General features: G+C 66.8%; 16 protein-coding genes. 14 read left to right on the top strand and 2 right to left on the bottom strand.

Translation table 11 applies throughout. The features are described 5' to 3' along the window. Window positions 1-105: 105 nt before the first annotated feature. Together I2487_RS06690 and I2487_RS06685 are read right to left on the bottom strand one after the other, a co-directional pair. Window positions 106-636: a hypothetical protein gene (locus tag I2487_RS06690; RefSeq protein ID WP_207171385.1), complete on the bottom strand. Its 531-nt coding sequence runs from the start codon at window positions 634-636 to the stop codon at window positions 106-108. Continuing rightward, window positions 612-1874, bottom strand: coding sequence for an MFS transporter (locus I2487_RS06685; protein ID WP_207171387.1), 1263 nt, complete (start codon window positions 1872-1874; stop codon window positions 612-614). Before I2487_RS06685 ends, I2487_RS06690 begins: the two co-directional genes overlap by 25 nt. A 73-nt stretch (window positions 1875-1947) precedes the next feature. Between I2487_RS06685 and I2487_RS06680 the strand changes: the two genes are divergently transcribed. The 14 genes from I2487_RS06680 (at window position 1948) to I2487_RS06615 (ending at window position 20158) form a co-directional block, all read left to right on the top strand. Further along, window positions 1948-2547 (top strand): TetR/AcrR family transcriptional regulator, encoded by a 600-nt coding sequence (locus I2487_RS06680; protein WP_207171388.1) that lies wholly within the window; start codon window positions 1948-1950, stop codon window positions 2545-2547. Window positions 2548-2664: 117 nt separating this feature from the next. Beyond that, a complete protein-coding gene (locus tag I2487_RS06675; protein WP_345941350.1) occupies window positions 2665-3078 on the top strand; it encodes a hypothetical protein in 414 nt (137 codons plus the stop codon). A gap of 97 nt (window positions 3079-3175) precedes the next feature. Continuing rightward, the gene (locus tag I2487_RS06670; protein ID WP_207171392.1) at window positions 3176-3997 is read left to right on the top strand and encodes an HAD family hydrolase; all 822 of its coding nucleotides are present in this window, start codon (window positions 3176-3178) and stop codon (window positions 3995-3997) included. A gap of 277 nt (window positions 3998-4274) precedes the next feature. Beyond that, window positions 4275-5303 (top strand): phosphate/phosphite/phosphonate ABC transporter substrate-binding protein, encoded by a 1029-nt coding sequence (gene phnD, locus I2487_RS06665; protein ID WP_207171397.1) that lies wholly within the window; start codon window positions 4275-4277, stop codon window positions 5301-5303. A gap of 115 nt (window positions 5304-5418) precedes the next feature. Further along, on the top strand, window positions 5419-6243 hold the full coding sequence (gene phnC, locus I2487_RS06660) for a phosphonate ABC transporter ATP-binding protein (protein WP_207171400.1): 825 nt from the start codon (window positions 5419-5421) through the stop codon (window positions 6241-6243). Between the two features lie 3 nt (window positions 6244-6246). Further along, on the top strand, window positions 6247-7278 hold the full coding sequence (gene phnE, locus I2487_RS06655; RefSeq protein ID WP_207171402.1) for a phosphonate ABC transporter, permease protein PhnE: 1032 nt from the start codon (window positions 6247-6249) through the stop codon (window positions 7276-7278). Then, complete coding sequence (gene phnE, locus I2487_RS06650) at window positions 7275-8348, top strand: phosphonate ABC transporter, permease protein PhnE (RefSeq protein WP_207171404.1); 1074 nt, start codon at window positions 7275-7277, stop codon at window positions 8346-8348. The genes phnE (I2487_RS06655) and phnE (I2487_RS06650) overlap by 4 nt, the downstream gene beginning before the upstream one ends. A gap of 93 nt (window positions 8349-8441) precedes the next feature. Continuing rightward, a complete protein-coding gene (locus I2487_RS06645; RefSeq protein WP_036474557.1) occupies window positions 8442-8864 on the top strand; it encodes a DUF3151 domain-containing protein in 423 nt (140 codons plus the stop codon). A gap of 35 nt (window positions 8865-8899) precedes the next feature. Further along, window positions 8900-9550 (top strand): thymidine kinase, encoded by a 651-nt coding sequence (locus tag I2487_RS06640; RefSeq protein ID WP_207171406.1) that lies wholly within the window; start codon window positions 8900-8902, stop codon window positions 9548-9550. 119 nt (window positions 9551-9669) lie between these two features. After that, window positions 9670-10959 (top strand): adenylosuccinate synthase, encoded by a 1290-nt coding sequence (locus tag I2487_RS06635; protein ID WP_207171408.1) that lies wholly within the window; start codon window positions 9670-9672, stop codon window positions 10957-10959. A 265-nt stretch (window positions 10960-11224) separates the two neighbouring features. Beyond that, window positions 11225-14194, top strand: coding sequence for a helix-turn-helix transcriptional regulator (locus I2487_RS06630; RefSeq protein WP_345941349.1), 2970 nt, complete (start codon window positions 11225-11227; stop codon window positions 14192-14194). Between the two features lie 489 nt (window positions 14195-14683). Then, entirely contained in the window at window positions 14684-17671 is a 2988-nt protein-coding gene (locus tag I2487_RS06625) for a hypothetical protein (protein WP_207171412.1), read from the top strand. A gap of 93 nt (window positions 17672-17764) precedes the next feature. Further along, a complete protein-coding gene (locus tag I2487_RS06620) occupies window positions 17765-19207 on the top strand; it encodes a SpaH/EbpB family LPXTG-anchored major pilin (protein ID WP_207171414.1) in 1443 nt (480 codons plus the stop codon). Window positions 19208-19303: 96 nt separating this feature from the next. Beyond that, window positions 19304-20158, top strand: coding sequence for a class C sortase (locus I2487_RS06615; protein WP_207173024.1), 855 nt, complete (start codon window positions 19304-19306; stop codon window positions 20156-20158). Window positions 20159-20169 lie beyond the last annotated feature (11 nt).

Below are 20169 nucleotides of genomic sequence, written 5' to 3'. Positions count from 1 at the left end.
CACATCAGACCTCCCAGCTGGAGCTGTAGCTGCGCGGCGCGAGCAGCGCTGCGAGCTCCGCGTGGACGCTGACGGTCTTCTCGAGTCGGCCCTGCCGGTCAGGGCTCAGGGCTCAGGGCTGCGGGCCACGCGCCGACCCGCCAGGAAGCCCGTGACCAGCAGCCCGATGATGAGCAGGAGCATTCCCCCTGCGGTGATGGCCAGAGTGGCCCCTGAGGTGCCGGGCGAATACGTGGTGTCAGTAAGTGGCGCGTAGGCGAACCAGCCGAAGGAGGCAACAGGACGTGTCATGGTGTGCCTCAGGACGATGACGCCGGCGATCACAAGTCCTGCCGCGGCAGCCCAGCCGAGCAATTCCCTGCGGGGCGTGCTGGGGCGTCCCGCGCGGCTCACGCGCAGCCCTGCCATGACCCCGGCCGCCATCAGGCCCAACAGCACGACGCCTGCCGAGCCGAGGTTCAGCCTGTGCGTCATGTCAGGGGCCCCGGGCATATATGCGCCGCCGAAAAGCGGTGCCGGAGCGATATACGCGAAGTCGGTCGAGAGGCTCCTGATGACCAGCAACGCAACGACACCGGCGATGACGAGTCCCGCCGAGGCGGCCCACCCGATCACTTCTCTGCGCGAGACTTCCATGCCCCGATCGTAGCCACGCCTCCGCCGATCAGGCAGAGGCTCGCAGCTGCGGTCGCCATGACCGCCGGATCCCAGCTGCCCTGGACCAGACCGAACCCTGCAGAGCCGAGCGCCTGTCCGGTGGCCAGCGCGATGAACAGCATGGAGGTGCCGGCCCCGGCGTGATCGGGCCAGACGCGCCGCGCCCAGAGGATCAGCACCCCAGACAGCGCCATATACCCGGCTCCGAAGATCGTCATGCTGGCGTAGGCGCCCGACACGGAACCCATCAGCAGCGCCCAAGCCAGGACTCCGCTGGCGACGGCGAGAACAGCCCCCGTGATGCTGAAGCCGACGGGTTCACCCACGCGGGTCACCAACACCCCGGTGATGGTGCCCAGCAGTCCGCCCGCGCCCAGTGCGATCCACAGCCAGCCCACCTGATCCGCAGCCACCACGCCGGAATCTGTGACGAGCAGCGGACCGAAGGTCCAGATCAGCGCAGATCCGATGCCGGCAACGACGGCGGCGAATCCCGGCACCACGAGCTTCCCCCACGCGGGCCGTGTCGCTCTGGAGGAGGCTGGCTTCGAACTGGAGCTTTCGTCCCGAGGTGCGTTGCCGTCTGGATGCCGGCCGGAGTCCAGCGTCGAGTGTCCGCGCAGCGGGAGGATCACCGCCGCGGCCGCTGTTGCGGAGAGCCCAGCCATCACCGCCCACGCCGACCCCACCGACGGTGCGAGAAACGCCACCAGTCCGGCGCCGATCACGCCCACGCCGGTTCCGGTGTTCACCACTGATTGCGCGGTGGCCCTCGCTCGCAGGGCTACCACCGCGTCGATCACCGGCACCAGCGCGGGGGAGGCAAAGCCCCCACCCATGCCAGCGGTCACCACCGAGGCGATGAAGAACATGGGCTCGCTCGCTGCCGCCACTCCGAGTGATCCCACGGTTGCGGTCGCTCCGGCGAGGAGAAGTCCCACACGTGGACGGCGATCCACCAGCCGTGCGGCGATCACCGCGGCCACTGAATAGGCGATGAACTGGGCCGCCGCCGCCCAGCCAAGCACCTCGATGAGTTCAGGCCGCTCGGCCGCCAACCTCGGAGCGAAGAGTCCGACGCCGAAGCGGGCCATTCCATATGTCGCGGCGATCAGCAGCATGCCCGCCACCGCGATGCCAAGGCCGGAGTGTCGCGGAACCTGCCCACGGGCTGGTCCAGCGGCAGGGGCGGCAGTTGGCCGGTCGGTATCGAGCATGATGGTCCTCCGAGGTCTGAAGACGAGCGGTGTATAACGAACGTTTCACTGAAGCGAACGTTATACTACTCCCATGGCCAACCCACAGATGACCCGCACGCGGATCCTCGACGCGGCAGAGGGTCTCTTCTTCCAAGAAGGCATCGCGACCACCGGAGTTGATCGCACCGCCGCTGCCGCCGGAGTCTCGATCGTCACGCTCTATAAGCATTTCGGCTCCAAGGACAACCTGCTGCGTGAGATCCTGGCCCGGCGGCTGCAGGACTGGGGTGCGCACTGGGAGGCTGCGATCGCGGCGGCAGGATCGCCGCGCGAGCGCCTGCTCGCGATCTTCCACGCGGTCGAGGCCTTCCGGGCATCGGCGGGGCAGACCCAGTGGTGCTGCTTCCTGGCTACCGCCTCGGAGCGCCCGGCGCCCGCACCGGGCAGCGAGGACCCGGTCTTCGACCTGATCCGCCAGGACACCGACATGGTCACCGAGAGGCTGACTCTGCTCGCAGAAGAGGCGGGCTGCCCGTCACCGGTCAGTGGGGCCGCGTCGATCCTGCTGGTCTACAACGGGGTGCTTGCCAGCCTGCTGCGCGGCGAACCTCAGGAACCGGTGGCCCAGGGCCGCGCCACGGCCGGTCTGATCATCGATGCCTGGAGCGCCTCGGCCGCCGTCGCCGGTTGAGTGGCCCTGGCGCGGGAATGGCCGCGCCCTCGGTAGGGTTGAGCCTTGGGAAATCGTCTTCACCGGCCGCCGCCTCAGGCGGCCGGGCGTCCACAACAGTCGGAGAACCTCATGAACATGTCGACCATCGCACTGCGCACCGTCCCCGGAGCCTTCATCCTCAACGCCGGAATCGGCAAGCTCGGCCTGGATGCCGACTCCGCCGCCGGCATGCAGGGCATGGCCGCCACCGGTGTGCCCGCGGTCAAGCAGCTCTCTCCCGAGCAGTTCGGCAAGGCCCTGGCCTGGGGTGAGATCGCCCTCGGCGGCGCACTGCTGGCACCCTTCGTGAGCAACCGCGTCGCCGGCCTCGCGCTGGGCACCTTCACCGCCGGCATGCTCAGCATGTACTTCCGCAACGACGGCATGACGGAGTCCGACGGCGTCCGCCCCACCCAGGACGGCACCCCGCTGGCCAAGGACACCTGGCTCGCCGCCATCGCCATCTCGCTGATCAGCTCCGGCAAGAAGGCCGACCGCAAGAAGAAGTGAACCGCCCAGCCCGCAATCGGCTGACCAATGAGCGATCGCGGGGCACGGCTCCCGTGGAACCGGCTCGGGACGCTGAGACCTGCAGAAAGCGACGTGCATGACCCGCCAGAAGCTGCTCCTGCTCGATTTCGACGGCACGCTCTGCCTGGGCGACGCCCCGGTGCTCTTCTATGCCGACCGCGTCGATGCCCTGCTGGCCGAACGTGGCCTGAGCGGACGCCTGGCGGGGAGCAGCGTCCACGAGATCGTCACCCGGGCGTTCGCCACGGACTCGCTGCTGGTGCCGCAGATCCAGTACGACGAGGCCGGCACGCCGCTCACCGTGGGCAGCGAGGCCACCCACGAGGACGCCAAGGCGCATCCGGTCTCCTGGCCGCTGCAGGACGGCTATCAGCTCGTCCAGCTGCTCGCACGCCAGGCGGGTCTCACCGACGCCGACTCCGGGCAGTCCTTCCGGGCGGCACGGAGGGACCTGCTGGCCCATGGGCTGGAGAACACCGACGTGCACGCGCCCTCCGGGGCGTCGGAGCTGCTCGCCGAGGCGCGACGGCGCGCCGTCGTCGTGCTGGTGACGAACTCGCCGGCTGACGCCTTCGCGCCCTGGCTGCAGGCACTGGGGCTCACCGACGCCTTCGACCTGGTCATCAATGATGCCCGCAAGCCCCTGGGCATGCCCGCGGCGCTCGAGCGCGCCAGGGTCGCCGGTGGGGAGGCTGACGCTCAGGTGCCCGCGGACCAGGTGCTCTCCGCCGGGGACATCTGGGCCAATGACCTCGAGCACGTGCATGCCCTGGGCGGAACCACCGTGCTGATCGACCGATTCGGCACCGGCCTCGGCACTCCCGATCATCGCGTGGAGGACTTCGACGCCCTCGCTCAGGCCATCGATGCGTGGTCCGAGAGCACCGCAACGGTCTGAGAAGAGGTCCTGCTCAGCGCGACAGACCCGCTTCATCATGTAATCTGCGTCACAGGAAGAACACCACTGTGTTAACAGTGCGTGACAGGTTGACCAACTGGCCTGTTCCAGGTTGGAGGGCGCAGAATGCGCCCCCTAGAGTGAAACGTGGAATCGCACGAGGTCAGCGGCGTGACTCAGTTGACCCGGTGCTGACTCTCCGGAATTCTCCACCCCTCGGTGCGGTGAGGCGCAGCACCGAGGTCGCCCTGGCACCTTGATGAAGAGGAAACTCCATATGCGTAAGAAGACCCTGTCCACGTTCGCGCTGGCGAGCGTGCTGACCCTGACCATGGCAGGCTGTGTGGCCGATGAGGGCGAGACCGGCGGCGACGAGGATGCTGGGGCCGGCGACTCCGAGGCGGCGATCACCAGCGTCGATGAGATCGTCATCGCGCTCGTCCCGTCCAACGACGTCGACAACATCGTGGAGAGCGCGGAGCCGCTGGCGGATGCGCTCAGTGATGCACTCGACGGCTTCCCGGTCCGCGCCGAGGAGACCCAGGACTACCTGGGTGCCATCACCGCCATGCAGACCGGTGATGCTCAGGTCGTCATGTCGGGCCCGGTGGGCATGATCCAGGCCGAGGAACAGGCCGATGCCGTGCCGATCACCCAGTCGATCCGCTACGGCTCCGACGTCTACGTCACCCAGTGGTTCACCAATGACCCCGACACCTACTGCATGGACGAGCCGGTGGACGTGCCCGATGACGAGGGCAATACCATGCTCTTCTGCAACGGCACCGATGAGGCCGAACCCGGCGCCGTGGGTGAAGAGGCGCTCGAGATGATCGAAGAGGGCACCACGGTCTCCTACGTGGACCAGGGCTCCGCCTCGGGCTACTACTACCCGGCCACCCAGCTCAACGACCTGCTCGGCTTCGCCCCGGGCGAGGGTGACATTGATGAGCAGTTCGCCGGCAGCCACGACAACTCGGTGATCAACGTCTACAACGACAGCGCCACGATCGGCACCTCCTTCGACGATGCTCGCGAGAACGTCGTCGCCGAGAACCCCGATGTGGGTGAAGAGGTCGTCGTCTTCGCCTGGGCCGGACCGATCCCGAATGACGGCATCGTGGTCTCCTCCGAGTTCACCGAGGACGAGCAGGCCGCGCTGACCGAGGCCTGGCTCGCGGTCGCCGAGGACGAGGACGGCCTGGCGGCACTCGACGAGGTCTACGAGATCGAGGGCATGGTCGAGGCCGACCAAGAGGCGCTCGACGGCGCTCGCCAGGTCTACAACGACTTCGGCGATGAGTGACCTCTAGCATCCCCTTCTGAGAGGAAACAGTCCTGCTTCCGTCGGCAGTCCGGGTACGCAGCTCATACGCTTGAGGCGTGAGCTGCGCACCCGGACCCGGCGAGGACACCAGATCATGATCACATTCGAGAACATCGACGTCGTCTACCCCAATGGCTACAAGGGGCTGAGCAACGTCAACCTGCAGATCAACAAGGGCGAGTTCGTGGCCATCGTCGGGCTCTCCGGCGCGGGCAAGTCCACGCTGATCCGCACGGTCAACGGCCTGGTCCCGTTCACCTCGGGCACCCTGAGAGTCGGAGACGAGGTCGTGGACCCGCGCAGCAAGGCCAAGCTGCGCCGGCTGCGCTCCCGGGTAGGCATGATTTTCCAGTCCTTCAACCTGGTCACCCGGGTCTCGGTGCTGAACAACGTGCTGGTGGGACGTTCCGCAGAGACCCCCACCTGGCGTTCGCTGCTCGGCTGGTACCGCGCCGAGGACAAGGAGCTCGCCTTCCAGTCCCTGGAGCGTGTCGGGATCGTGGACAAGGCCTATATGCGCGCCTCCTCACTCTCCGGCGGCCAGCAGCAGCGCGTGGCCATCGCCCGCGTGCTCGCCCAGGACCCCGAGGTGATCCTCGCCGACGAGCCGGTCGCCTCGCTGGATCCGCCCACCGCGCACAAGGTGATGCGTGACCTGCGCCGGATCCAGCAGGAGCTGGGCATCACCACCATCGTGAACATGCACCACCTGGACCTGGCCCGCAGCTACGCCGACCGGATCATCGGAATGCGCGCCGGCGAGGTGGTCTTCGACGGCCCCGTGGAAGAAGCCACCGATGCGGTCATCGAAGAGGTCTACCAGCGCTCGCTGACCGCTGAGGACATCGTCGCCGGAGACGCCGTCCCCGGACGCGCCGTCCCCGGACGCGCCGTCCCCGCCGCGAAGCTCCAGGACTGACGCGTGAGCACCACCGCCGATGCCACCACGCGTGGCTCCGCCACGCTCGAGGTGACACCCCGGCCCGAAGCACCGAGGCCCAGCGGACTGGTCTACCTCGGCCTGGCCGGGCTCGCCGTCCTCGCGTTCATCCTCTTCTGGGCCACCCGGGACTCCGGCGACATCCTGCTGATCCCGCTGGGCTTCGTGACCCTCTGGGCTCCGCTCTACCCGGTGATCGGGCTGGCGGTGATGCTGCTGACCCTGCTGGTCTGCTACCGCGCCCGGATCGGCACCATGGGCGGCTTCGGCGCGCTGGCCTTCATCACGATGAGCTACTGGGCCGGCTCCACGGTGAACTTCACGCTCTTGGAGATCCCCAGCCGCTGGTCCAACGTGGAGCCCCGGCTCCGCGCGTTCCTGGATCCGAACTGGAGCTACATCTGGACGGTCCGGGACCAGTGGCTGATCACCATCTCCATGGCCGTGGTGGCCACGCTCATCGGCTGCGCCATCGGCCTGGTGCTCGCCATGCTCGCCTCCCCGGTCTCCAGCCCGAACAAGGGCGTCTCGCAGGCGATCAAGGCGGTGAACTCGGTCGTGCGCTCCATCCCGGACGTCGGCTGGGCGCTGCTCTTCGTCGCCTTCATCGGCGGCACCGCCCACGGGCTGGGCCCGATGGCCGGCGTCCTGGCGCTGCTGATGTTCAACATCGGCATCGTGGCCAAGCTGCTCAGCGAGACCATCGACTCGGTGAATCCGGGCCCGGTGGAGGCCGCCGACGCCGCCGGGGCCAACCTGACTCAACGCAATCGGCTCGCAATCCTGCCCCAGGTGCTGCCAGGCTTCGTGTCCTACGGGCTCTATGTCTTCGAGCTGAACATCCGTGCCTCGGCCGCTCTGGGCATCGTCGGGGTGGGCGGCATCGGCTCGGCCATGATGCTGCAGCTGAACCGCTTCGCCTTCGAGAACGTCGCCGCCATCCTGATCGCACTGATCCTCGTGGTGCTGCTGGTCGACATGTTCTCCATGTACATCCGGAGGAAGCTGCTGTGAGCACTAGAAAGATCAACGCCGGACCGGGAAGCACCTCGCGCCCCGAGCATCAGCGGCCCGCCCAGAACTCCGAAGCAGGCCAGCCCCGATTCGCCCCGGACGCGCTGGACCGGCGCCCCGTCCGGCCCTCCAGGCTCGGATACAACGCCGGGATGCTCGTGGTGGGCATCCTCTTCATCGCCGCGATCTACGGGACCGGCATGGACGTCCGCGCGCTGCTGGATCTGCCGGCGAGCATCATCCAGTACGGACAGCTCATGGCCTCCGGCGTCTTCCAGATCCCGGAGGAGACCGTGGCCGGCTACTGGAGCCAGTCCTTCGACGCGATGTTCGAGTCCGTGGCGATCGCCTGGGTCGGCACCATGGTCGGCGCGCTGTTCTCCCTGCCGCTAGGCTTCATGGCAGCACGGAACATGTCCCCGCTGCCGGTCTACGTGATGGTCCGCTTCATCCTCTCGGTCATCCGCGCGGTGCCCGAGATCATCTTCGCCATCGCCATCATGCTCCCGCTCTTCGGCTTCGGCTCCGGCGGCGGCGGAGCCCTCGCCGGCGCGATGGCGCTGGGCATCAGCTCCATCGGAACCCTCTCGAAGCTGATCTCCGAGGCCATCGAAGCGGTCGACGGCGGCCCGCTGGAGTCCTCCCGGGCCTCGGGCAGCAACCACCTGCAGCTGATCCGCTGGGCCGTGCTGCCGCAGGTCATGCCGGAGGTCATCGCGATCTGGCTCTACCGCTTCGAGGTCAACATCCGCGCCTCCGCGATCCTAGGCGTGCTGGGTGCCGGCGGCATCGGCTCGCTGCTCTCCACGGTCTTCGGCGCCCGTGATTGGGACCGGATCGGCATCGTTCTGGTCGTCATCATCTTGGTCACCATGGTGGTGGATCAGATCTCCGCATTCATCCGACACCGCGTGATCCATGGCCCCACGGTCCGCAACGGTGGGGGAGAGCCCCAGGAGGACGACGACGACGGCGCCCCCAGCCCCGGCCCGGTCAGCGGCTCCCACTCGGACACATCGGTCGAGCAGGACCCGGCGCCGAAGTCGGCCCGGGCCGCTGCCGGACTCTGACCGAGATCCTCCCTCGGAGCGGGCGCTGCGGCCCCTGCCGGAACCGTCCTGGATGCGAATTCTGCGAGGGATTCTTGGCAGTAGGATGTGCCCATGAGCATCGTTGGTCAAAATTTGATGGAGCCGGAGCCCACGCTGCTTCCGGCAGAGCCCGAAGTCTCCGAATCCCTGGCCACCGGCGAGGAGCCGGTAGACCTCGCGGCCAAGCACCCGGAGTCCTCTCTGGTCTGGGCGCTGCTCGCAGAGGACGCGCTGGATCAGGGCTACACCGTGGAGGGCTACGCCTACGCCCGGGTCGGTTATCACCGCGGCCTCGATACTCTGCGCCGCTCCGGCTGGCGCGGCGCCGGACCCGTGCCGTGGAGCCACGAGCCCAACCGCGGTTTCCTGCGTGCCCTGGGTGCCCTGGGCCAGGCAGCCGCCGCGATCGGCGAGACCGCCGAGGTGGAGCGCATCACCACGCTGCTGCGCGACTGCGACCCCTCCGCACCCGAGGCGATCAGCCGGCTTCGCTGACCCCTGCGGTGCCCAGCTGAAGGGTTATTCTGAGAATGGCGAAGCTCTACTTCCGCTATGGCGCGATGAATTCAGGCAAGTCCACCGGGCTGCTGCAGGCCGCGTTCAACTACGAGGAACGCGGCCAGCGGGTGCTGCTGGCAAAGCCCCAGGTCGATACCAAGGGCGAGGATGAGATCGTCTCCCGCCTCGGGGTGACCCGCAATGTCGACTTCCTGATCCCGCCGCAGGCTCCGCTGCGCGAACTGGTGGCCCAGCACGCCGCAGGGACCACACCGGGGACGCTGCTCGATGACATGGAAGCCGAGTCCGGGGCGCTGAACCGACAGATCAAGCCGGTGGCCTGCCTGCTGGTGGATGAGGCCCAGTTCCTCACCCCGGCGCAGGTGGAGGACCTGCTGCGCATCGCCGTGCTCGATGACGTCCCGGTCCTCGCCTACGGCATCCGCACGGACTTTCGCACGATGACCTTCCCCGGTTCGGCCCGGCTGATGGATCTCGCCCACGCTCTCGAGGAGCTCAAGACCATCTGTCGCTGCGGGCGCAAGGCCGTGTTCAACACGCGACGGGCAGGGGATGCGATCATCTTCGATGGTGATCAGGTCGCGATCGACGGCACCGACATCTGGTATGAATCGCTCTGCGCCGCCTGCTATCTGGAGGCCTCGGGCGGCCGGCTGGGCTGAGTGGCACCGCTGACGATGTCAGGACCAAACCTGGTGTCGAACGACGTTGGTAGGATCTACAGGGACGCCTTTGCGGTTGCGGGTGCTCCCAGACCAGCTCAGCTCGGGAAAGGACTGCCATGCCAGCCATTGTGATCGTCGGAGCCCAGTGGGGCGACGAGGGTAAGGGCAAAGCCACGGACCTGCTCGGTTCACGAGTCGACTACGTGGTGAAGCCCAATGGCGGCAACAACGCAGGCCACACCGTCGTCGTCGGCGGCGAGAAGTTCGAGCTCAAGCTCCTTCCCGCCGGGATCCTCTCCCCGAACGCCGTGCCGGTGATCGGCAACGGCGTCGTGGTCAACCTCGAGGCGCTCTTCCACGAGATCGACGGCCTCGAGGCGCGCGGCGCGGACACCTCCAAGCTGAAGATCTCGGCGAACGCCCACCTGGTCGCGCCCTATCACCAGACCATGGACAAGGTCACCGAGCGATTCCTGGGCAAGCGCGCCATCGGCACCACCGGCCGCGGCATCGGGCCCACCTACATGGACAAGGTGGCCCGCCTGGGCATCCGAGTCCAGGACATCTTCGATGAATCGATCCTGCGGCAGAAGATCGAAGGCGCGCTGCGACAGAAGAACGAGCTCCTGGTCAAGCTCTACAATCGCCGGGCCATCGCCGTCGATGAGATCGCTGAGTACTTCCTGGACTTCGCCGAGCGGCTGCGGCCCATGGTCGTGGACACCACCATCCTGCTCAACGACGCGCTGGACCGGGGCGAAGTGGTCCTGATGGAGGGCGGCCAGGCGACCTATCTCGACGTCGACCACGGCACCTACCCGTTCGTGACCTCGTCGAACCCGACGGCGGGCGGCGCCTCCGTGGGTTCGGGCATCGGTCCGACCCGGATCAGGCGCTCGATCGGCATCGTCAAGGCCTACACCACGCGGGTGGGCGCAGGACCGTTCCCCACCGAGCTCTTCGACGAGTGGGGCGAGTACCTGCAGAAGACCGGCGGAGAGTTCGGCGTCAACACCGGACGTCCGCGGCGCTGCGGCTGGTACGACGCCGTGATGGCACGCTACGCCTCCCGCATCAACGGCTTCACCGACTTCTTCCTGACCAAGCTCGACGTGCTCACCGGCATCGAAGAGATCCCGGTCTGCGTGGCCTATGAGATCGACGGGGTCCGTCACGACGAGATGCCGATGACCCAGACCGAGTTCCACCACGCAAAGCCGATCTTCGAGAACTACCCGGGCTGGACCGAAGACATCTCCGGTGCCCGCACGCTCGAGGATCTGCCGGTCAACGCACGGAACTACGTGCTCGCGCTGGAGAAGCTCAGCGGCTGCCGGATCTCTGGCGTAGGCGTCGGCCCCGGCCGCGACCAGGTGATCGCGATCCACGACCTGATCGAAGACTGATCCGCCGGAACCCCAGGATTCGCCGGTCATAGAAGGCGCTGTTCGGATGGAATCTTTCATCTGGGCAGCGCCTTTCGCGTTCCACCCAGATTTCTGTTACATAATCTATCGATCAAAAGAATCCGAGTATTCTCAGTATCGCGCTGGAATGCCTGATAATCTTCCGGCGCTGAATATTTTGTCTAAGTTGTCAGAAGTTGTAGATAAATGACAATGGGGCCTGTAATGTGACTCAAGTTTGCTTTCGACAGCTTGAGGAGATTCTGTGAGTGCATCCAGTCCTCGCGTTGGTCGGGATGATGAGACCGCCATGATTCGGAGGGCCGCCGGTCAGGCGGCCCGACGTCGAGCCCAGGTCGTCTATCTCGAGGGGTTCGCCGGGGTGGGCAAGGGGACTCTTCTTCGCGATGCCTTGGCAGGTCATGAGGACTGGCGAGAGGTCGTCATAGTCCTGGAGCGGGAACAGAGCGATGTCTGCGGGGAGCTCCTGCGGCGTCTGGTGCTGCCTCCGGAGACCGCTCTGGATGGTCAGAGCGTCGACGAATGTGTCGCCGAGGGGCTGCAGCGCGCGCAGAGCCTGCGCCGGCCCACCGTGATCACGCTGATCAACACGCAATGGATCGACGCCGAGTCAGCCGAAGCGCTGTTGCGCATCTGCATGCTGCTGCGCGAGGCTCCGATCCTGGTGGTGATGTCTGGCCGACCGTCGGCTCGGCCAGAGGTCAATCGACTCAGCGCCTTCGCACGGAACACGCCCAACGGCACCTACATCAGGGTGGATCCTTTCAACTCCGCGCAGACCCGGGCGCTTCTTCAGCAGTACCTGAACACGCCGCTCAACACCGGAGCCATCGAGGCGGTGCAGCAGGAGACCTCCGGCTACCCGCTGCTCGTCCACGAGATCGGACAGCATCTTGCCGCCACCCCCATCGGCAGCCGGAGACTCGCGGTCTCACTGGCCGCGGCCAAGGCGGGAGGCGCAGCCCAGCGGATGCGCAGAGGGTTCGAAGACGCACTCGCGCCGCTCTCCGAGGAGACCCTCAGGGTCCTGCGGATTCTCGCCGTGTCGCCGGTGCCGCTCAGCAAGCACCAGATCGCCCAGGTGTTGGATTCACCGGCAGATCTCTCGGGCGTGCTGGAGTCGGGACTTGCTGCCTGGGATGAGCGTCTCTTCGGTCACACGATTCGCAGCGAGCTCATCGGCGAGGCGCTCCTGGAGCTGATGTGCCCGAACGAGCTGGTCGAACTCCACCGTGAACTGACCGGCTTGGGTGACGAGGTTCAGAGTCTCCACCACCGGGTAGAGATCGCCCGACTGCTCCCGGGTGCTGAACCGGTCCGCGGGCTGGCGCTGGATCTGCGCCGGGCAGCCGCCGAGGCTCTGCTGCGCGGAGACCTCGAGGCGGCGTTCCAGCAGTTTCTGAGCGTGGCCAGGATGTCTCCTGACGCAGAGGCTCTCCAGGACCTGCTCCACCTGGGAGTGCCCCTGGGGCACCTCGACTGCGTCACCGCCTTCGAGCCTGCGATTCGCCGGCTCCTGCCCGGGCCGCTGCGTCAGGCCGGTCTGGCCCTGGTTGCGCTCGACCGCGATGATCTGCAGGAAGCCGTCGCGTCATTGGAGCGGCAGGCCCAGGTGGCGATGGAGGACCCGGCGGCCTTGATCTACGCCCATGCGGTGGGACTGGTCTCGGCGCAGCTGGGAATCAGCGGACTCCCCGGGCGCGCGACGGCGGTGAAGCGGGCCACCATGCGTCTGCTCACGCTCAAGGAAGAGCGCGTCCGCCAACTCCTCGAGGAAGACCGCGGCGGGGATCTCCCGCGAGTGACACTGGAACGGGAGCGCGCGCAGGCTGCCGGGCTCCGCGCATTCATCATGGTGTGGCAAGACTTCGACGGTGCAGAGCCGGGCGGAAGCCGGGAGGCGTTGGAAGATGCCTCCCGCGAGATTCAGCGCCTCCAGAGCATCCCGCATTCCAGAATCTTCGAAGTGGGCCTGCGGGCCGCAAGGGGGGCGCGGCTCCATCAGCTGGGTGATCCTGTCGGTGCCTATGCGGATCTGAGCTCCGTCACGACAGTGTCACCGAATGTGCCGTTTCTGACCTACGCCAAGGCGCAGCTGGCTGAGGTCCTGTTCATGGCGGGTCGATGGGAGGAGTCCCAGGACATCGCCGCCTCCGCCGCAGACCGCGCGCTCTTGGGCCGGGAGGACGCCACGGCGCTCGTGGCTTACCTCACCTGGGCGTTGGTCCCGATCAGCAGAGGTCGATACGACGAGGTCGCACCGATGGTCGCCGAGATCACCGCCGTGCGCAAGGATGCCGGGGTTTTGGTCGCGGCGGGCCTGGAGCGGCTCCACGCATGGAGGGCGATGATGGAGGCCGATCACGAACAGGCCGTGCAACACCTGCTCCGTCTGCGAGATGAATCCGGAGGGTGGTGGAACGTCGGAGCGCACTCCATCTTGCTGCTGGTTCGAGCCGCGCACCACGCCGGTCTCGGTTCACTGATACCCCCGCTTCAGCGCCTGATCCGGAGTGGAGACTGTCCAGTGAGCGGCGAGTTCCAGGACACCGTCCTCGACTACATGGAGGCGTTCCGGGCGTGGGAGTCGCATGACCCCACAGAAGCAATGAGACGGTTCCTGCGTGTCTATGCCTGGCTCGATGCGCGGCCGCCGATCCACCCCGTCCAGCAGGTCTCCGAATGCGGCGGTCACCAGTTGTTCCAGGCCTTCAACTTCCTGGACATGGGAGCATTGATCACGGCCTATCCACACGAGCTGAAGCGCCACCGCGCCACGGTCATCGACGGCCTGGAGCGCAGCGCGACCCTGTTCACCAGCCTGGGTTCACCGGCTCTGTTGAAGCTTGCGGTGGAGCAGCTCTCCGTCCTGAGGCCGCGTCTCGCCTCGCCTGCCGCCCAAAGAGGGTCGCTGCGCGTCCAGAAGTCAGCTGTGGTCCAGGCCTCGACGACGCCCAGATCGGCGATCTCGACGACTGCGGTTCGCACCGAGATCGCGGGTGGAGTCGCCGGGCCCCTGGAGGGCCTGTCCGCGCGTGAACGCCAGGTCGCGGTCCTCATCGCCGATGGCTGGACCAACCGCGAGATGGCCGAAGAGCTCGGGGTCTCGGTGCGAACCGTGGATTTCCATGTGCGCAATGCGCTGACGAAGTTTGACGTCACATCGAGGCATGAAATCCGACACAGGCTCCGAGAGGGCTCCTACGGATACTGAAATTCCGCTGGTCCCCGACGAGCTCCGATGATCCATCAATCGGGCCTGCGTGGGCCCGGTGATCTTTACCAGGTTCGAACACAAAACCTGGCAATTTCTGCCGGACTTATGCGAATTTGGCTACTTTAGTCCATATTTACCCTGGTGTTTTCCTAGTCTGAAGCTGCGAATCGAAACGGCTGTGCGTTTCTGATCGGCACGAAGAGACGGGCAGGCGCTATGGCAGCAGGATACTCCACCACGAGGGCGGCCTGGGCGACCCTCCTGTTGGTTGCAGTCCTGGCCGTGAACCCGGGAGCCGTCACACCAGCTGCGGCGGCATCCGCCGCCCAGGAAACGGAATCCACCGCCCCTGCCGCTCCAGGGACCGACATGGAGCAGTCTGAGGCAACCCCGTCCCCGTCGCCGGACCCGACCTCAACCCCGACCCCAACCCCGACCTCAACCCCGACCCCAACCCCGACTGAGGGTGAAGCGGCAGAGCAGCACGTGGAGTCGGAACCGGGTCCCAGTGAGCGTCCGGAGTCGACGGCATCTTCTGAACCCGAGGGGGCCGCTTCGGAGGAATCCGCCTCGGAGTCGGCCGAGTCGGCCGAATCGCAGAGCCCTGCCGAGGGCGGGGCAGACGACATCGGGAACGACTCTGCTCCGCAGCAGATGCAGCGAAGCGTCCCGTCTGCGGCGAACACCGCAGCGGTCCAGGTGCGAGTGGGCGGCTCACGAACCAGTTCCGGCGTGGACGATGTGGCTGGTGTCCAACTCGGGCTGTACAGCTCGTTGACCGCCACCCGGCCGGTCAACCTCGACTGGGCCGTCTGCACCTCGACGCCGGAAGGGATATGCGCGTTCGATGTCCCCGGAACCGCAAGTGGTGAGGAGAATCGCACCAGGCCGCTCTTTGTCAGAGCCTACTCGGCCCCCAAGGGTTACACCTCGGTGACCAGCCTGGCCACAGGCACCGTCGGTGCGGTCGCCAGTTCGACCTACGGCTTCCCCGTCGGCGAGGAGGTGCGGGTCTGCACCGCCCATTGGGGCAGCTGGTGTTTCTCTTCTCGTCTGCAGTGGCAGGTCCATGGCGGAAAGACCTACACGCCGTTGACGAGCCCCGGGAGCGGCTCCGATGGGGTCTTTCCGGTCATTCGGGAGAACCCGGAGCTGCCGGATCAGTGTGGTCTCGACATCGCGGTCATCCTGGACTTCTCGAGTTCGATGCGCGACTCGGAGAACGCGTTGGCACGGACCACGACGACGCTCGTCAACGAGCTCGAAGGCACCCCCTCCAGCGTCTCCCTCTATAACTTCGGCTCCTCGAGTCCCGCCGCCTCGGTGAGCGGTCAGCCGAACCGCACTCAGCAGCAGTCTGTCGCGAGCCGGGCCGGGGCGAATACAGTGCGCAGCTGGTACTCCCAGTGGGACCTGGGGTCGTGGCCGTGGCAGCGTGTCGCGAACTTCCGGATTCCTCAGAACACCGAGGGCAGGAACTGGGACCGCGGCCTGTATGCGCCGGCGGCCAGCGGCAAGTCCTACGATGCCGCGGTCCTCCTCACCGATGGCAACCCCACATTCCACGGCAGCCCCAGCGGTAATGGGAACCAGACCAGTTTCGAGAACATGGAACACGCCATCTTCTCCGCCAACGCGCTCAAGGCCCAGGGGGTCCACGTGCTGGCAGCCGGTGCCGGCACCGCCGAGATCGCCAACTCCGCTTCCAGGACCAACCTGGACGCCGTCTCTGGCGGCGGCGCAGCGATCCAGAACTCCAGCTTCGATGCGGCCGCACAGACCCTGGCGTCAACGATGGCCCGGAACTGCCAGAATTCCGTATCGGTGGTCAAACAGGTCATCCCCGAGGGTCGCGATCTCAGCCAGGCCGTCCCCTCCGCCGGGTGGGAGCTCTCGGCCGAGTCCAGCGGCATGCCGCTCACCCGCGCGGGAAGCAGTGCACCGGCAGCCTCGAGGGTCACCGGAGTCACGAACTCGGACGGCGCGTTCGAGGTCGACCTGAACTTCTCGGGTGAGCGTGCCGGGACCACAGACCTGAGCTTCCGGGAGACCCCGCGATCCGGGTTCACCCTGGAGCAGGTCGACGGCCGCAACGCACGCTGCACCGACGGCTCGGGCCGACGCATCCCGGTCAGCAACGTCGAGCACGGATTCACGCTCAACGATGTCGGTGTCGGAGTCGGCATCAGCTGCGTCCTGGTCAACCGCGAGCTGCCCCCCGCCGCATCGGTGATCGTGGAGAAGACCTGGCTCATCAACGGCACGGAATACGACCATGGAGCCCAGCCCGAGGGGATCGACGCGGAGCTCGCGATCTACCCGGCAGATGACACCGAGAAGACCTCCGGTGAAGCGTCCTGGGGTGAAGAGCACGAGGGCCACTTCGCCGGTGACCAGGTCCAGATCAAGGAAGACGTGCAGCTCAGCGACGCCCGATCTGGCTGCAGGCTCACCTCGGCGCAGGTGACCAGCGCCGACGGCAAGGCGCTGGATCCAGCCGCCTCACTCACGGGCCAGGGCTACCGCTCGAGCGCCCTGGGCTCCGGGATCACCCGTTTCGCGGTGACGAACACGGTGGAGTGTGAACAGCGGCTCACGCTCACCCAAGACATCCTCGGGGGCGCCGCGAGATCCAGCGACTGGGCGTTGAGCATCTACTCCACGCCGCAGGATCCCGGAGCGGGAACGAGGCTCTTCAGCGCAGACGAGGGCTCCCTCACCGCCTCCGTCGAGGCCGAGGCGACCTACCAGCTTGCTGCCACGGGAGGTCCGGCGGTGTACGTCCAGGACGACGAACGCACCGACCCGTCCCGTTCACCGATGGCCAGCGGCTCCTGGAAGTGTGTCCAGACCGACGATCAGGGTGAGGCGCTGGGATCGGGCATGGCCACCGGGGGAGCAGAGGGGACCGTGAGGATTCCTCTGGGCGGATCCGCGGAGTGCACGGCGAGCAGTCGGACGGCACAGCTCACACTGCTCCCGCATGTGATCAACAACAACCAGGGCGCGCTCCTCCCCGAGGACTTTGAACTCCGAGCCGAGTCTGAGCTGGGCGCAACGGCGTTGACCGCGGGCCCGGTCACCGGAGACGGGACTCGCACAGAGGACTCCACCGTGCTCGTTCGGCCGGGACTGAGCTACTCCGTGGCAGCGCAGACCGTGGAGAAGGATCTCGCATTCCGCCGTGGTGAGCTCCAGCGCTATCTGGGCGATCCAGACCCGGAACAGCCGGTGGACCACCGAGACGACCAGCTCTGGGAGACCGTCTCCGGTGACGAGCTCCAGGTCGCCGCAGATCGTCACGAGACGTACCGCCTGATCAGCTACGACCTTGCCCCCTCGATACTTCCCCAGACCGGGGGTCTCGGCACACTGCCGTACCTGCTTGGCGGCGCAGCGTTGATCGCGCTGGCCGCCCTCGCAGCACTCCGACTCCGAAACCCTTCGCAGAACCATGGGGGGCGAGCATCCTAGGACCGTTCAGAGCCGCTCAGCACACGGCCTCCGCATCCACCCGAGGCTTCACTCACACCGCTCCGCCCACGGAATGACCCTGAAAGGTACACCATGTCTCCCATTCGCAGCGCCGCCAGGCGCTCCACCGCCCCGGTGGCGACCCTGCTCGGAGTCTTCGCCCTGCTCCTGAGCAGCGCAGCTCCGGCCGCATCGGCCCCTGGACCCGGCAATATCGACGACGGCCGCAGCGGCTCCATCACGATCCACAAGTTTGCCGAACCCGAAGGCGGCGGAACCGCGCACAACGGGCAGAAGCTGGACCCCACGACCACCGCTGGACTCACCCCGCTGCAGGGCGTTGAGTTCAGCATCACCAACCTGGGGCTGGACCTGGACACCGCCGAGGGGTGGCGGGCTGCGGAAGCTCTGCGCGACGACGACATCCTCAAAGTCGTGGACAAAGTCGGCAGGGACTCCTCACTCGCGCGTACCGAGGCAATAACCGGCGCGCTCGGTTCCGTCGAGACGAACCTGCCGCTGGGGCTCTACCTCGTGGAGGAGATCACCTCGGGTTCCCACAGGGTCGTCGCGCCGGTTGATCCCTTCCTGGTCAGCCTGCCCACGGCGGTGGACGACCGGTGGCTCTACAACGTCCACGCCTATCCCAAGAACTCCGTGGTCACCCTCGGGATGTCGGTTCAAGAGGACAAGGCCTTCGGCCTCGGGGACGTGGTGACCTGGGAGATCGACGCCTCCATCCCGCGTCTCCCCGCTGAGAGGTCCTTCACCGGCTTCTCGCTGAGCGTCGCCGTGGATCCTCGGCTCAGCCTCACCTCCAAAGACGAGGTCGTGCTCTCGCTGGTGGACGGAGACGAGGTGCCCAGGGAGGCCTACGAACTCCTCCACGACCCCGAGAACGGGACCTTGACCATCAAGCCTCATCCGGAGGCTCTGAGCTATCTCCGAGAGTTCCAGGGACACAGTGTTCGATTGACGGTCCCCACCTCGGTCACCTCCAACACCAACGGCGAGGGTGTCATCAAGAACACCGCCACGATGACCGTGAACGGCAATACCGTGGCCCCAGCAACGGCCAGCACGAGCTGGGGCGCGGTCAAGGTCGTCACCCGGGCTGGAGGAGGGGGTCTCGCTGGTGCGCAGTACCAGGTGCGACGCGGGTCAGACAACGGAGAGATCATCACAGTCGCAGGTCAGGACACCTTCACCTCGGACTCCAACGGAGAGGTGATCATCCCCGGCCTTCGCGCGGGGGGTGACTACGTCCTCGTGGAGACCAAGGCGCCGCAAGGCTACACCGCAATGTCCGAGTCGCGGTCTGTCAAGGTGGTCGCAGCAGACGTGGAACAGGTGAAGCGGGCACAGAGCGCGCACTCCAACGTGATCACCATCGACAAGGAACAGGTCTCCGGGTTCGTCCTGCCGAGCACAGGTTCCTTCGGCTCGCTGCCCTTCCTCCTGGCAGGGCTGCTGCTGGTGGCCACCGCGCTGGTCGTCAATCGACGCCGTCGTCGTCGGCTGGCCCAGGCGGTCTGACGTCTCATGTCGGCCCTGGCACCTGCTCCTCGGCATGCCGCCCCTGCACCCGTCTCTGCCCAGAGACCGGCGCAGGGCGGCTTCCGAGGAGCCCTCGTGGTCTCCACACTGATAGTGCTGGGTGTGGCGCTGATGCTCTACCCCAGCGCGGCCCAGTGGGTCAGCGCGTGGGAACAGCGCGGCCAGGTGCAGGACTATTCGGATGCCATCGAAGAGACGCCGTCGGAACAGCTCGCCGAGCAGCTTGATCGGGCCCGGACGTACAACCGCGACCTGGCCTCGGGGAGCGGGATCATCGACCCGTTCTCCGCAGAGGTCGTGCAGGAGAACCGCTTCGGCGTCGGCGAGGGAGGCCTGTATCGGGAGCTCCTCGCCGGCGGTCCGGCCGGTGTGATGGCCCGGCTGAGCATCCCCGGGATCGAGATCGACCTGCCGGTGTTCCACGGCACCAGCGAGGCGACCCTCAGACGCGGCATCGGCCACCTCGAGGGCACCGCGCTGCCGGTGGGCGGCGCTGGCACACATTCGGTGCTCACCGGGCACCGCGGACTGCACTCGGCCGAGCTGTTCACGCACCTGGACGAGCTGGGGGAGGGGGACGCCTTCTCCATCGAGGTCTTCGGCGAGAACCTGAGCTACGAGGTCATCCGCACCCAGGTGGTGGAACCGCATGAGACCGAGTCGCTCTACCCCGAAGCCGGACGGGACCTCCTCACTCTGGTCACGTGCACGCCCTTGGGGCTGAACACGCACCGGATCCTGGTCACCGCAGAGCGTTCCTCCGAGGCCGCCCCGGAGGCCGAGACCGCGCCATGGGCGCCCCGTGACCTGCCGATGCCGTGGTGGGCGCTGATCCTTTTCGGCGCACTTCTTTTGCAGGTCATCTATCTGTGGAGGATCAAGGCGAAACAGGTTGTGGGATCCCAGGCGGACCTGCCCCCATCACACTGACCTTGGCGTTT

This window comes from Nesterenkonia sp. E16_10, from assembly GCF_017347085.1.
Lineage (GTDB): Bacteria > Actinomycetota > Actinomycetes > Actinomycetales > Micrococcaceae > Nesterenkonia.
Note: the sequence above shows the minus strand (reverse complement) of the source record. Positions and strands in the feature narration are given on the sequence as shown.